Genomic DNA, 12,807 nt, shown 5'->3' with positions numbered 1-12,807 from the left:
CCCGCCGCCCGCGCTACTTGCGCCCCCGCAGCACGCGCAGCAGCTCATCGAGCAGCAGGCCCGCCACGCCAGCGGTGATGGCCATGTCGGCCACGTTGAAGGCCGGAAAGTGGCCGTGGTGGAACAGGCCGTTCAGAAAACGCCAGTGAAAGTCCAGAAAGTCCACCACGTAGCCGTGGACCACGCGGTCAATCACATTGCCAATGGCCCCGCCCAGAATCATGCTGAGCGAAAAGGCAAACAGGCGCTGCCCGCCATGCCCGCGCAGCAGGGCCACGATGAACAGGGCCGCCGCCGCCCCCAGCCCGGTGAACAGCCAGCGCTGCCAGCCGCCCGCCTGCGCCAGAAAGGAAAAGGCCGCGCCCGTGTTGTGCGCGCGCACGACGTTGAAAAAGCTGGTGACGGGCGTGACATCGCCCAGCCGGTAATGGCCCACGATGAGCCATTTGGTGAACTGGTCCAGCACGATGACAAGCGCGGCCAGCAGGAGCCAGAAGGCCAGGCGAGTCGTGTCAGCCGTGGTTCCGGCGCGGGCGGCGGGAGTGTTTTTTTTGGCCATGTGAGGCAAGGACGGAAGAAGGCAGGCGCTTTGTTTGCTATTTTTTCAATAGCTGCCTGCGCAGGTTTCACTAGGACATCATGCTGATTGGGCCCCTTTTTTTCGCTCTTGTTCTTGATGCGCCGGCAAGGCGGCGCGGGGGCATGAGCGGCCTGTTCAAGTCTGTCCGTGGGGGCGAGAAGCGCGGCGTCCGCAGGATGGCCGGGACGCCGCGCCACTGGCGGGGCTGCGGAAATCAGACAAAGGCGCGCTGCTCTTGCCGTGCGCTTTCGCCGCTGATGTTGCCGGCGCAGCGCTGGCAGATGGCTTGCGTTGGGCTGACTTCAGGCTCGTAGTGCCAGCAGCGTTCGCATTTGGCGTGGGCGCTGGGGCGCACTTGCACGCCCAGGGCGCTGCCGGGCTGCAATTGCGCTTTGGAGGTGATGAAGACAAAGGGCAGCTCCGCGCCCAGGCTGGCGAGCAGGGCGTGGTCTTCGGGCGCGGCGGTGACGGCGATTTCGGCTTGCAGGGAAGCGCCGATTTGCCCGGCTTCGCGCAGGGATTCGATTTCCTTGTTGGCCACGTCGCGGATTTCGCGCAGGCGCTGCCATTTGGCCAGCAGGGCGTCGTCGCCCGCAGGCAGGTTGTGGAAGGTTTCAAAGAAGATGGATTGGCCGGTTTTGCCGATGAAGGGCCAGGCTTCTTCGGCGGTGAAGCTCAAAAAGGGCGCCATCCAGCGCAGCATGGCCTGGGTGATGTGCCATAGCGCCGTTTGCGCGCTGCGGCGGGCGTGGCCCGTGGCGGCGGTGGTGTAGAGGCGGTCTTTGAGGATGTCGAGATAAAAGCCGCCCAGGTCTTCGGAGCAAAAGAGCTGGAGCTTGGCGACGACGGGGTGGAATTCATACACGCGAAAGTGCTGGATGAATTCGGATTGCAGCGCGGCGGCGCGCGTGAGCGCCCAGCGGTCGATTTCGGTCAGCTGCTCAAACGGCACGGCGTCTTTTTCCGCGTCAAAGTCGCTGACGTTGGCCAGCAAAAAGCGCAGGGTGTTGCGGATGCGGCGGTAGCCGTCGATCACACGGGCCATGATTTTGTCGTCGCCCGCGATGTCGCCGGAGTAGTCGCTGGCGGCGACCCAGAGGCGGATGATTTCCGCGCCCCACTTTTTGAAGGCTTGCTGCAAGTCGATGCCGTTGCCCAGCGATTTGCTCATCTTGCGGCCCTGGCTGTCTACCGTGAAGCCGTGGGTGAGCAGGCCGCGATAGGGCGCGCGGCCATGAATGGCGCAGGAAAGCAGCAGCGAGGAGTGAAACCACCCCCGGTGCTGGTCGTGCCCTTCCAGGTAGAGGTCGGCTTCGGGGCCGCTGTCGTGCGCCAGCGCCTGGTGCGAGCCGCGCAGCACGTGCCAGAAGGTGGAGCCGGAGTCAAACCACACTTCCAGGATGTCGGTGCTTTTGGTGTAGTGCGGCGCATCTTGCGGGCCGAGGATGTCTTCGGCGCTGGCGCGGCTCCAGGCTTCGACGCCGCCTTTTTCAATCATGTCGGCGGCCTGGTCGATGATTTGCATGGTGCGCGGGTGCAGCTCGCCCGTTTCCTTGTGCAGGAAAAAGGGAATGGGCACGCCCCAGGCGCGCTGGCGGCTGATGACCCAGTCGGGCCGGCCCGCAATCATGTCGCGCAGACGGGCGCGCCCGTTTTCGGGGTAGAAGCTGGTGTGGTCGATGGCTTCCAGCGCAAGCTGGCGCAGGGTTTTGGGGGCCTTGTCTTTGGTGAAGACGCCTTCGCCTTCGTCCATGCGAATGAACCATTGCGCGGCGGCGCGGTAGATGACGGGCGTTTTGTGCCGCCAGCAGTGCGGGTAGCTGTGTTGCAGCGGGCTGGAGGCCAGCAGGCGGCCGGCCTGGTTCAGCGCCTCGACGATGACGGGGCAGGCTTTCCAGATATTGAGGCCGCCGAACAGGGGCAGCTCGTCCACGTAGCTGCCGTGCGGCTGCACGGGGTTGAGGATGTCGTCCGTGCGCATGCCGTGGGCCATGCAGGACTGGTAGTCGTCCACGCCGTAGGCGGGCGCAGAGTGGACGATGCCGGTGCCGTCGCTGTCGCTGACGTAGTCGGCCAGATACACGGGCGACAGGCGCCGGTAGCTGTAGGGGCCGCTGCCGGCGTCGGCCGCGTCATGCAGCGGGTGGCGGAAGGCCAGCCCGGCCAGCGCCTGGCCTTTGGCGGTGGCGATGATGTCGCCCTTCAGGCCGTAGCGCTCCAGCGCCTGCTCTACCAGCTTGCGGCCCAGCAGGAGCACGCCGCGCGGGGTGCTGACGAGCGCGTATTCCAGATCGGGGTTGGCGTTGAGCGCCTGGTTGGCGGGCAGCGTCCAGGCCGTGGTGGTCCAGATGACGGCGTAGGCGGGGCCGGGCAGGCTGTCCAGGCCAAAGGCGGCGGCCAGCGCCTGCGGGTTGTCGGCCTCAAAGGCCACATCCAGCGTGCCGCTTTGCTTGTCCTGGTATTCGATTTCAAACTCGGCCAGCGAAGACGCGCAGTCAAAGCACCAATACACGGGCTTGAGGCCGCGATAGACAAAGCCGCGCTCGATCACGCGCTTGAAGGCGCGCAGCTCGTCGGCTTCGTTGCCGAAGTTCATGGTCAGGTAGGGGTTGTCCCAGTCGCCCAGCACGCCCAGGCGCTTGAAGTCCTGCTTTTGCTGGGCGATTTGCGCCGTGGCGTAAGCGCGGCTTTGGGCCTGCATTTCGTCGCGGCCCAGCTTGCGGCCAAACTTTTTTTCCACCGCGTTTTCAATGGGCAGGCCGTGGCAGTCCCAGCCGGGCACGTATTGCGCGTCAAAGCCATCGAGCATGCGCGCCTTGTTGATCATGTCTTTCAGAATCTTGTTGACGGCATGGCCCATGTGAAGCTGGCCGTTGGCGTAGGGCGGGCCGTCGTGCAGCACGAATTTGGGGTGGCCGCAGCGCGCGGCGCGCAAGCGCTGGTACAGGCCGCCGCTTTTTTCGCTGCCTTCCCAGCTGGCAATCCAGCCCGGCTCGCGTTTGGGCAGTTCGCCCCGCATGGGAAAAGGCGTGTCGGGCAGGTTCAGGGTGTCGCGGTAGCTCTTGGCTTGGCTTGCTTGCTTGCTGTCGTTGCTCATGGTGGAGTGGATCAGGTTTTTTCCGGCCTGAAAGGGCCGCCAGCGCCCGCCGCACAAGCGCGGGCAGCGATCAAAAAATGAGTGAAAAGGGGAAACGGATGGGGGGAGAGAAGCGGGGCGGGGCCAGTGGCAGGCCGCGTCTTCAGGACGGCCCGCCGCCCCTTCAAATTCGACCCGTGGCCGGATGGGCCGCTGCCGCTGCTGCCGCTGGATGGCGCTCGAACCACGCGCGCGCCTGGGCGCCATCGCGCGCGATGCCTTCGGCCAGCGCCGCCAGGCTGTGATAGCGCTTTTCTTCGTGCAGTTTCCAGATGAGTTCCACGCAAATAATCTTACCGTAGCCCCCCTCGGGGCCGAGGCTGGCGGGCCAGTCAAAAACGTGCGCTTCCAGCAGCACGCGGCCGCCGTTGATGTCGTGCGCATCCAGCGAAGGGCGCACGCCCAGATTGGCCACGCCCGGCAGCGGCGCGCTGCCCAGCCCCGATACCCGCACGGCAAAAATGCCGCTGGCCGCCGGCTGCCAGGCGCAGGCGCGGCGTGAAAAGCGCAGGTTCAGCGTGCGAAAGCCGTCTTGCCGCCCCGGCGCGCTCTCGGCCAGCGCGCGCCCCAGCTTGCGGCCATGCACCACATGCCCGCTGATGGCGTAGGGCCGCCCCAGCAGGCTGGCGGCGGCGGCCATGTCGCCCGCCGCCAGCGCCTCGCGCACGGCAGTGGATGACACGCGCTGCCCCTGCACTTCGTAAGAGGGCATGCGCGCCACGTCAAACCCGCGCCGCGCGCCCGCCGCTTGCAGCAAGGCGAAGTCGCCTGCCCGCCTGGCGCCAAAGCGAAAGTCGTCGCCCACCAGCACATGGCGCGCGCCCAGGCCCTTGAGCAGCACGTCGTCAATGAAATCCTGCGCGGGCATCGCCGCCAGCGCCGCGTTGAATGGCAACACCACCGCCTGATCCACCCCGCAGCGCGCCAGCTCGGCCAGCTTGTCACGCAAGGCGCTGATGCGCGGCGGCGCCAGATCGGGCTGCCCCGTAGCGGCGGCAAACCAGTCGCGCGGGTGCGGCTCGAAAGTCAGCACGCAACTGGGCACGCCGCGCCGCGCCGCCTCGCTGCACAGGCGCGCCAGCATGGCCTGATGGCCCCGGTGCACGCCGTCGAAATTGCCAATGGTGAGCGCGCAGCCCGGCGCAATGCCCGGATGGCGCAGCCCGCGAAAAATCTTCATAGAAAGGACTCCATCAGCCGCGCCACGGCCTGCGGCTGGTCGTGGTGCAGCATGTGGCCCGCGCCCTGCACGGCCTCGATGCGGCAATCGGGCACGCTGCGCATGCGCTCCAGGTATTCGGCCAGCGTGTACTGGCCGCGCCAGAGCAGGCCCAGGCTGTCGCGCCCCTTTTCATCCAGCGCGTGCGCGGCCAGCACGGGCGCGGTGATGGCGCGATAGGCCGCCAGCGTCTCCTCCAGCCGGAAAAGGTAAGGGCTGATGACCTTGTGCGCCGGATCGCCCAGCACGCGCCACAGGCCCTGCCCGTCCGGCTGCGCCCAATGCCCGGCCAGCCACAGCGCCTTGTCGGCGGGCAGGCGCGGATTGTTTTGCCGCAGGCGCTCGGCCACGGCGGCGGCATTGGCATAAGGCTTCAGCCCCGCCTGGCCCTGATGCAGCCGGGCCAGCTCATCCAGCCACTGCGCCATGCGCGCGGGCGCCTGTTCAGGCGCCGCAGCGGGCAGGCCGAAGCCTTCCAGATTCACCACGCGCCGCACGCGCTGCGGCCGCGCACCCGCATACAGCATGGCAATGTGCCCGCCCAGGCTGTGGCCCGCCAGATCGACCGGCGCGCCATCCGGCGCCAGCAGCGTCAGCAGCGCGTCCAGATCGCCCAGGCAATCGGCAATCGTGTAGTGATCCACCGGGCCGCTTTGGCGCGTCAGGCCAAAGCCGCGCCAGTCGGGCGCCACCATGCGGCGCGAGCGCGCAAAACCGTCGCTGAAGGCATCGGCCACGAACTGGAACGACGCGCCCACATCCATCCACCCGTGCAGCAGCACCAGCAGCGGCGCGTCCGCATCGCCCGGCGGCGCGCCCCATTCGCTCAAGTGCATGCTGATGTGCCGCAGCGCCACGTGGCGCGAGCGCAGCGGGCGCAAAGGGGTGTAAGCGGATGCGTTCATGGGCGGCCATTTTCCGGCATGGCCTTGCCGCGCCTGGATGGACATGCAAAATGCGATCAATTCACGATTTGAAACAGGAGGCCACCATGACACACCTTGCAAGCCTTTCTCGCGCCGCCGCCCTGGCCTGCGCGGCGGCTTTTTGCGCTCCGGCGCAAGCCCAGCCGGTCTATAGCGGCTGGCTGTGCTGCACCATGCGGGTCAGCGGCGACTGGATCAGCGACATCAACTACACGGGCAACGGCACGCGGCTGATCCAGGCGGGCACGCCCGTGCAAATCACCGGGCATGGCCGCTACCGGGTGCACATCACCATCAAGGGCGAGCCTTATCGCCTGGGCAACGACTACAGCCGCGATCTGGACGATGCCCAGTTCACCGAGCGCTACATCGTCAGAACCGATCCGGCCAAGGCGCTGGCCCGCTGGCCGCAGAAAGTGCAAGAGGCCATCCGCACAGCCCGGGTGCGCGTGGGCATGACGCGCGAGCAGGTCATCATGGCGCTGGGCTACCCGGTCAGCAGCGAAAACCCTGCTTTGGACACGGACGCCTGGCGCTACTGGCTGGGCAGCTTTGAGGAATACCAGGTGCATTTCAACGCCGCTGGCAAAGTGCGCGAAGTTTCAGGCGCGCCCGGCACGCTGGCGCGCGTGCTCATGCGCTGACGCCTGAGCGCCTATTCCGAAACGCGGGGGCCGGGCGCAGCGCCTGCGCTCTTGCCAATCAGGGCCAAATCGGCCTCAAGTCCCCGTGGAATCAGCGCGGGCAGCTATCAAAAATGGAGCAAACGGGCAGCAGCCCCGTTCGCCGCGCCCAGGCCCCGCGCCTGGGCGATGACCAGCAGGCCATCGAAGATCAGGCTTTCCACCAACTCGTAGGGGCGCGCCATGCTGGGCAGCATCTTCCAGCCTGCGCCGCCCGTCATGACGCACGCGGGTTCTTCCCCGCAGCGCGCGCGCAGGTGCTGCGCCATGCGCTCGCAAGCGCCTGCGATGGCGTAGGTGCCGCCGCTGGTCAGCCCGTCGCTGGTGTTGGTAGGAAATTCGCACACTTCGCCCGTGGGCACGTGCAGGCCGGCCGTGCCCGATTCCAGCGCGCGCAGCATGATGCCGTGGCCCGGCAGGATCAGGCCGCCCAGAAAGCGGCCTTCGGCGTCAATGGCTTCCACCGTCACGGCCGTGCCCACCATCACCAGCAAAATGGGGCGCGCCCGGCCTTCCCGGGCCAGCACATGGTGGCGCGCGCCGATCATGGCCACCCAGCGGTCAGCCCCCAGCCGCGCAGGGTAGTCATAGCCATTGATCAGGCTCGCCTCGGCGCTGCTGGCCACCACCCAGTGCGGCTCCACGCTCCAGATTTCCATCTGCTCATGCACGCGGTGGCGTATGGCCTGCCCGGCCACGATGCAGCCCAGCATGGACTGCGGCTCCGGCAGGCCCGCCCAGCCGGTGTCAGCCAGGCGGTCGATCTGCTCCAGAAATTCCACGCCGCGCGCCAGCGCCTGCGCGCCCGGGGCCGGGCGCTCATACAGCGTCCACTTCAGACGCGTGTTGCCTACGTCAATGGCCAAAAAACTCATGGGCCGCGATGGTAGCGGCGCAAGGCACAATGCCCGCTTCTCTCACCCCAAGCAAAGGAGCACTGATATGGGACTGTTCAGCTTCATCAAGGACGCTGGCGAAAAACTGTTCGGCAGCAAGGAAGTCGAAGAAGCCAAGGCTGCGAACAACACGGCCACCCTGGACGATCTCAATGCCAAGGCAAGCGCCGCCATCAAAACCTACATTGAGCAGCAAAGCCTGGGCCTGACGGACCTGGCCGTCCGCTTTGACGGCGCCAGCGGCAAAGTCACCCTCACGGGCCAGGCTCCCAGCCAGGCCGCCGCAGAAAAGGCCGCCTTGGCGGCAGGCAACGTCGGCAGCGTCAGCAGCGTGGAAAACGGTTTGCAGTTCCCGCAGGAAAAGCCCTCGCAATTTCATGACGTGGTCAAGGGCGACACCCTCTCAGCCATTGCCAAGAAATACTACGGCGACGCCAGCAAATACCCGGTGATCTTCGAGGCCAACAAACCCATGCTCACCCATCCCGACAAAATCTACCCCGGCCAGAAACTGCGCATTCCGCCGCTCTAAGCGCCTGTCCTCAAAGAGAGAATTTACGGCAAACGATCGTCATGTATCCAAGTGACATGACCGACGAACAGTGAGGTGCAAAAGCGCTTTCCGGCAGGTAACGCGCAGGCAGACCCCGGGTACGCAGCGCCCGGGACATGATCAACGCCATCTTCCATGTGCAAGCCACGGGTTGCCAGTGGCACGCACTGCCCAAGGACTACCCGCCCTGCAAACAGGTCTACAACACCTTTGCCCGCTGGCGTCAGCGCGGCGTATGGGATGCGCTGCTGGCGCTGCTGCGCCAGCAAGTACGCGCCAAGCCCAGCGTGGCCATCATCGACTCCCAATCGCTCAAGACCGTCTCAAAAGAGGGCAGCACGGATATGACGCAGGCAAAAGAGTCAAAGGGCACAAGCGCCACATAGCCTCAGACACAATGGGGCTGCTGCTGGCCGTGGTGGTGCACTCGGCTGGCATTCAAGACCGGGCAGGAGCCTGGGCTTTGCTGATCAGGCTGTTCTTGTACTTTGAGAGTCTGAAGACCATCTTTGTCGATGGCAGCTACTCGGGCAGCCTGATCAATTGGGCGCTGAGCATGTTTGGCTGGAACATGCTCTAGAAGAATGAGCAAGGACTACGAGGTCAGCGTGGCTTCAGCCGAAGCATTCGTCAAGATTGCTTGCATTCGGCGCGTGGCCAGGCTTTTGGGATAGTTTTGAGAACAGTCTCTCAGGGCGAACTTGTCTGCTAGAGATCATCAGAAACAGGAGCAGATTAAAGGCATCAAAAATGCCTTTCTGCGCTGTTTTCACTAGGACATATTGCTATTTATAAAGGAGCAAATAAGCTTCTTTGTCCAGCGGTTTCAAAAAGCGGAAGCGGCCTTCGCGCAGGCGCTTTTCGGGCTTCGTCCGGGGCAGCCGGGCTGCATCCGGCTTGCCTTGCGCTGTGACCGCATCTCACAATGCGGGGCCAAACCCAAGAAAGGAAATGCCATGCCCGCTCTCCGCCTTGCTTTTTCTCAATCTGCCGCGCGCTGGCTGCTGGGCGGCCTGCTGGCGAGCCTGGCCGCAGGGGTCTGCGCCGCGCCTGCCCTATCGGCTGAACCGGCCGAATCCACCGCCATTGATGAAAGCGTGCTGGAGCAGGTCTATGCGCAGTGGAAGCGCGAGGCCGCCCAGGCCCTGCGCGAGCACGCCAAGGCGCTGGCCGCGCGCGGCGATTCGCGCAGCCTGCTCATGGCGATGTATGTGATGCGCGCCATTGGCGCTGACCCGCCGGACCAGAGCCAGTCCGCCAGCGACAGAGAAAAGCAGCGCCAGTTCTACCAGCAGGCCGTGCGCGAGGGCCAGCCAGCCGAGCCTGTAGCGCTGTGGCTGTCGCAAGGCCTGTGCGCTGGCAAAAAAGCGCCTGCTGACAAGCCGGGCGCCGTCGCGCAGCCCGGTGAATTCCGCAGCCTTCAGGCCGATTGCGACCCGCAAGCGCTGCTGGAGCGCCTGGCGCAGCAGGAACCTGACAACGCCGCGCCCTGGCTGGCGCTGGCCGCGCTGCACCCCGAAGGCAGCGCCGGGCGCGAGCAGGCTCTGCAACGCGCCGCCGAAGCCCCGAGGGCGCTCTTTTACGAACGCCGCCTGGGGCCGCTGCTGCACGAAGCGTTTCAGAACGTGGCCTGGCCCGAGCCGTCCAAACAGCTTGAACTGGCGGGCCTGAACCTGCCGGGCCTTTCGGACCTGAATGAAAAAGAGAGCATTTCAGACATCTACGCCGTGGGCTTGTGGGCCGCCGTGCCCTACAACGGCCTGACGGAGATGCGGCAAATGTGCAGTCAAACCGGCTCGGCTTGCCGCAAGCCGCCTGCCGCCGCTACCACGCCCCTGCGTCAGCAGCAGTGCCGCACCATTGCTGCCCACGTGGCTGCCGAGCCGGACAACCTCATGGTGCGCCAGATGGTGGCGCTTGCTCTGCTGGTTCAGCTCACCGAAGGCGAGCCGCAACAGGCCCGCTGGAAGGAAGAGCTGCGCCAGCGCCGCTGGCTGATGGAAGGCTGGCTGCCCAACTACACAGACAAATACGACTTGCGCGCCACGCTGCTGCGCCCTGAAGCCGAAGTCATGCGCCAGCGCCTGCGCGAAGCGGGCCAGCCCGAAACCGCGCCCGCCGGCTGGCTGCCGCTGAGCGAGCGCAAGGCGGCCAGCGGCAAGGCGGGCGGTTGAGCGGCCGCGCCTTCAAGCGCGGGCGGGGCATTGAAAAACAGCCGTGCAGCGGGCATGTAGAGGCCCTTGCCTGCACTGTCTGGCCGCAGACAGGCGTTCAAGGCCCCATACTCGGACCGTTTCAAGGAACCACGATGCGCACTCTTTATGACTCTGAATCCTTTGCCGTGCTGCACCTGCTGTCAGACGTGCCGCACGACGGCAGCCTGCCCGAGGATGCCCCCCGGCTGGCCCGCCACGGCTTCGAGATTGTGGACAAGCGCTCGGGCAAGGAGCTATATCTGGACGGGCTGTGGGCCGAGATGTTCCAGCAGCGCATTGAAGCCTGGCAGGAGAGAACGCCCACGCAGGAAGAGGTGGAAGATGCGCTGGAGGGTTACGCCGAGCTGGCGCAAAACCCGGTGATCGTGCATTGAGCCGGGCGCCCGCCCGCCACAAAAAAACGCCTCGCCGAGGCGTTTTTTTGTGGGCGCGCGGCGCTTGCGGCGGGTTGGCGAAACAGGCGCCCGGAATGAATCGCGCTGGCCGGACGGCACCAAAAACAGGAGCAGATTCAAGGCAGTCGAAATAGCGTTTCGCGCAGTTTCTACTAGGACATCATGCTATGGATAGAGGAGCGAAATAGCGCCCTGCTTTGCGTCTTGCCCCGGCTTGGCCGCGCCTGTCTGGCCACGCGCATGCCCGTTCGCTTTTTTCGCGCTGGCGGGCGGGCTGCGGGCGCGCTCTCAGCTGAACAGCCGCCGCGCCACGGGCGAGCCTGCGGGCAGCTTGTGTTTGACCAGGGCTTTGTAGAAGGTGCGCAGGCCCGCGCGGATTTCCGACATGGCCTGCTCCGAGAGCGCATGGCCTGCGGGGTCGGTGATGATGCCGTCCATGGCTTGCGCCAGCGCCGAGGCGGCTTGCAGCAGGCTGTCAAAGGCGTTTTCTTCCGGCGCGACCTGGGGCACATCCAGGCTCAGGGCGATCTGGTGCAGGGGGATGTTGTCTTTGTTGTCGGACAGGGCTATTTGCGGGTCGTAGCTCAGCTCCACCAGGTGCGGCATGCCCGCCTTGGGCGAAGGCAGCACCATGCGGCCTGCCACGGCCCCGGCCACGAAGCCCAGTTTGGCGGCCTGCTGGTTCACGAAGCCCAGGCTCCACGGCGTGGCGCGCGCGCGCAGGTCCAGCACGAGCTGCATGTCGTGTTCGGAAGCGAATTTGTCCAGTTCCTTGGCGCGGGCCACTTCTTGCAGCATGTCGGGGCTGTCGGCCGCGCCGCCGATGGCGTCGGCGAAAGCCTGCGTCTTGATGACGAATTCGGAAAATTCCACCTGCGTGAGCGCGCCAGCGCGGTTGGCCAGCTGCACGCCGGCGCGGCAGGCGTCATAAAGCCAGCCGTGCTGGGGCGGCTCCCACTTGCCGGTCATACGGTGGTGCGCTTCGATCGCAAAGGGCTTGCTGCCAATGCGGTGCGTGGCGGGCAGGCGGGCCATGAGTTCTTCGCCGCTCACGGGCGCGTCCAGCGCGATTGGAATGATGCTGTCGATGCGCTCGTCCAGCCGCCCTTGCACGGGGGGCGCGGCGGGCAGGCTGGCGGCATCCAGCGCGGGGTCGGCGGCTTCGCCGCTTTCTGGCGGCCCCTCAGGCTCCAGCCGCTCGGCCTGCCGGGGCGTATTGCGGCGCACCACCCAGGCGTTGTAGGCGATGATGCCCAGCAATATCGCGCCGCCCGCAAGGGCCAGCCCAGCTTGCAAAGAGTCCATGAGGTTTCAAATGCTTGAGGATGTTTCCGGATTCTAGGGGCGGGCCTGCCGCCGCACATTCGTCATGCAGCGCGGCAGAAGAGGCGGTTTGGCAAGACGGGATGGCAAGGCTAGAATCGCGCGTTTTCTTCTTCCCGCCCGCCCGCGCCTAGCAGGCGGGCTTTGTTCGTTTGCAGGCGGATCATTGCTCAAGCCTGCCCGTTCTCTGGAAAGCCTCACTATGAAAATCGCCCAGGAAATCCGCGCCGGCAACGTCATCATGCACGGCAAAGATCCGATGATCGTCCTCAAGACCGAATACGCCCGGGGCGGCCGTGGCGCGGCCACGGTGCGCATGAAGCTCAAGGCCCTGCTGGGCAACATGGGCGCCGAAGTCGTGTTCAAGGCTGACGACAAGATGGAGCAGGTCATTCTCGACCACAAGGAATGCACCTATTCCTACTTCGCCGATCCCATGTACGTTTTCATGGATGGCGAGTTCAACCAGTACGAAGTGGAAGCCGAAAACATGGGCGACGCGCTGAACTACCTGGAAGACGGCATGTCCTGCGAAGTGGAGTTCTACGACGGCAAGGCCATTGCCGTGGAGCTGCCCACCACCGTGGTGCGCGAAATCACCTGGACGGAGCCTGGCGTCAAGGGCGACACCTCCGGCAAGGTGCTCAAGCCCGCCAAGATTGCAACCGGTTTTGAAGTGGCCGTGCCGCTGTTCGTGAACCAGGGCGACAAGATTGAAATCGACACCCGCACGGGCGAATACCGCAAGCGCGTGTAAGCCGCCTGCGCGCTGCTTTTGCGCCGCTTGCCAAGCCCCTTGCCGCTGAAAGCAAGGGGCTTTTTTCTTGCAGGTGGCATGGCCGCTTTGCTGCCCGATCAGCGCGCAGACGCGCCCTTACCA

At 65.5% G+C, this 12,807-nt stretch carries 12 protein-coding genes and 1 pseudogene; 7 read left to right on the top strand and 6 right to left on the bottom strand.

The features are described from left to right. Positions 1-13: 13 nt before the first annotated feature. The 4 genes from lspA to C1720_RS07975 all read right to left on the bottom strand — a co-directional run bounded on the left by lspA (position 14) and on the right by C1720_RS07975 (position 5,840). Positions 14-559: a signal peptidase II gene (lspA, locus tag C1720_RS07990; protein WP_102283835.1), complete on the bottom strand. Its 546-nt coding sequence runs from the start codon at positions 557-559 to the stop codon at positions 14-16. A 235-nt stretch (positions 560-794) separates the two neighbouring features. Then, complete coding sequence (ileS, locus tag C1720_RS07985; protein WP_102284584.1) at positions 795-3,677, bottom strand: isoleucine--tRNA ligase; 2,883 nt, start codon at positions 3,675-3,677, stop codon at positions 795-797. Between the two features lie 163 nt (positions 3,678-3,840). Continuing rightward, the gene (locus tag C1720_RS07980) at positions 3,841-4,896 is read right to left on the bottom strand and encodes a bifunctional riboflavin kinase/FAD synthetase (protein ID WP_102283834.1); all 1,056 of its coding nucleotides are present in this window, start codon (positions 4,894-4,896) and stop codon (positions 3,841-3,843) included. Beyond that, positions 4,893-5,840 carry an alpha/beta fold hydrolase gene (locus C1720_RS07975; protein ID WP_102284583.1) on the bottom strand — a complete coding sequence of 316 codons (948 nt, stop codon included), beginning with the start codon at positions 5,838-5,840 and terminating at the stop codon, positions 4,893-4,895. The genes C1720_RS07980 and C1720_RS07975 overlap by 4 nt, the downstream gene beginning before the upstream one ends. 86 nt (positions 5,841-5,926) lie before the next feature. Here C1720_RS07975 and bamE point away from each other — a divergent pair, with 86 nt between their 5' ends. Beyond that, positions 5,927-6,505: an outer membrane protein assembly factor BamE domain-containing protein gene (bamE, locus tag C1720_RS07970; RefSeq protein WP_050714844.1), complete on the top strand. Its 579-nt coding sequence runs from the start codon at positions 5,927-5,929 to the stop codon at positions 6,503-6,505. 107 nt (positions 6,506-6,612) lie between these two features. Here the strand turns inward: bamE and C1720_RS07965 are convergent, their stop codons facing one another. After that, positions 6,613-7,419: a type III pantothenate kinase gene (locus C1720_RS07965; protein ID WP_102283833.1), complete on the bottom strand. Its 807-nt coding sequence runs from the start codon at positions 7,417-7,419 to the stop codon at positions 6,613-6,615. Between the two features lie 67 nt (positions 7,420-7,486). On the opposite strand from C1720_RS07965, the gene lysM reads away from it, so the two are divergent. The 5 genes and pseudogenes from lysM to C1720_RS07940 all read left to right on the top strand — a co-directional run bounded on the left by lysM (position 7,487) and on the right by C1720_RS07940 (position 10,583). Next, positions 7,487-7,972, top strand: a complete 486-nt coding sequence (gene lysM, locus C1720_RS07960; RefSeq protein WP_050714846.1) for a peptidoglycan-binding protein LysM — start codon at positions 7,487-7,489, stop codon at positions 7,970-7,972. A 119-nt stretch (positions 7,973-8,091) separates the two neighbouring features. Next, positions 8,092-8,379: pseudogene (locus C1720_RS07955) on the top strand (transposase); the annotation flags it as partial. Continuing rightward, the gene (locus C1720_RS13995; RefSeq protein ID WP_439650771.1) at positions 8,301-8,573 is read left to right on the top strand and encodes a transposase; all 273 of its coding nucleotides are present in this window, start codon (positions 8,301-8,303) and stop codon (positions 8,571-8,573) included. The pseudogene C1720_RS07955 and the gene C1720_RS13995, both read left to right, overlap by 79 nt. Positions 8,574-8,949: 376 nt before the next feature. After that, positions 8,950-10,167, top strand: a complete 1,218-nt coding sequence (locus tag C1720_RS07945; protein ID WP_146006924.1) for a hypothetical protein — start codon at positions 8,950-8,952, stop codon at positions 10,165-10,167. Between the two features lie 134 nt (positions 10,168-10,301). Then, positions 10,302-10,583: a BTH_I0359 family protein gene (locus C1720_RS07940; protein ID WP_050714849.1), complete on the top strand. Its 282-nt coding sequence runs from the start codon at positions 10,302-10,304 to the stop codon at positions 10,581-10,583. 309 nt (positions 10,584-10,892) lie between these two features. Here the strand turns inward: C1720_RS07940 and C1720_RS07935 are convergent, their stop codons facing one another. Continuing rightward, a complete protein-coding gene (locus tag C1720_RS07935) occupies positions 10,893-11,909 on the bottom strand; it encodes a cell division protein ZipA C-terminal FtsZ-binding domain-containing protein (protein ID WP_102283829.1) in 1,017 nt (338 codons plus the stop codon). Between the two features lie 220 nt (positions 11,910-12,129). Between C1720_RS07935 and efp the strand changes: the two genes are divergently transcribed. Then, positions 12,130-12,684, top strand: a complete 555-nt coding sequence (gene efp / locus C1720_RS07930; protein WP_050714855.1) for an elongation factor P — start codon at positions 12,130-12,132, stop codon at positions 12,682-12,684. The last annotated feature ends 123 nt before the right edge of the window (positions 12,685-12,807 follow it).

Origin of the sequence: Ottowia massiliensis, from assembly GCF_900240305.1 — a bacterium.
Classification (GTDB): domain Bacteria; phylum Pseudomonadota; class Gammaproteobacteria; order Burkholderiales; family Burkholderiaceae_C; genus Ottowia; species Ottowia massiliensis.
This window is presented reverse-complemented; position numbering and strand designations above follow the sequence as displayed.

What these genes read in the sequence shown, in the direction of transcription:
- lspA (WP_102283835.1), bottom strand. Translation starts at nt 559, where the DNA reads ATGGCCAAAAAAAACACTCCCGCCGCCCGCGCCGGAACCACGGCTGAC.
- lysM (WP_050714846.1), top strand. Translation starts at nt 7,487, where the DNA reads ATGGGACTGTTCAGCTTCATCAAGGACGCTGGCGAAAAACTGTTCGGC.
- efp (WP_050714855.1), top strand. Translation starts at nt 12,130, where the DNA reads ATGAAAATCGCCCAGGAAATCCGCGCCGGCAACGTCATCATGCACGGC.
- C1720_RS07965 (WP_102283833.1), bottom strand. Translation starts at nt 7,419, where the DNA reads ATGAGTTTTTTGGCCATTGACGTAGGCAACACGCGTCTGAAGTGGACG.
- ileS (WP_102284584.1), bottom strand. Translation starts at nt 3,677, where the DNA reads ATGAGCAACGACAGCAAGCAAGCAAGCCAAGCCAAGAGCTACCGCGAC.
- bamE (WP_050714844.1), top strand. Translation starts at nt 5,927, where the DNA reads ATGACACACCTTGCAAGCCTTTCTCGCGCCGCCGCCCTGGCCTGCGCG.
- C1720_RS07945 (WP_146006924.1), top strand. Translation starts at nt 8,950, where the DNA reads ATGCCCGCTCTCCGCCTTGCTTTTTCTCAATCTGCCGCGCGCTGGCTG.
- C1720_RS07980 (WP_102283834.1), bottom strand. Translation starts at nt 4,896, where the DNA reads ATGAAGATTTTTCGCGGGCTGCGCCATCCGGGCATTGCGCCGGGCTGC.
- C1720_RS07935 (WP_102283829.1), bottom strand. Translation starts at nt 11,909, where the DNA reads ATGGACTCTTTGCAAGCTGGGCTGGCCCTTGCGGGCGGCGCGATATTG.
- C1720_RS07975 (WP_102284583.1), bottom strand. Translation starts at nt 5,840, where the DNA reads ATGAACGCATCCGCTTACACCCCTTTGCGCCCGCTGCGCTCGCGCCAC.
- C1720_RS07940 (WP_050714849.1), top strand. Translation starts at nt 10,302, where the DNA reads ATGCGCACTCTTTATGACTCTGAATCCTTTGCCGTGCTGCACCTGCTG.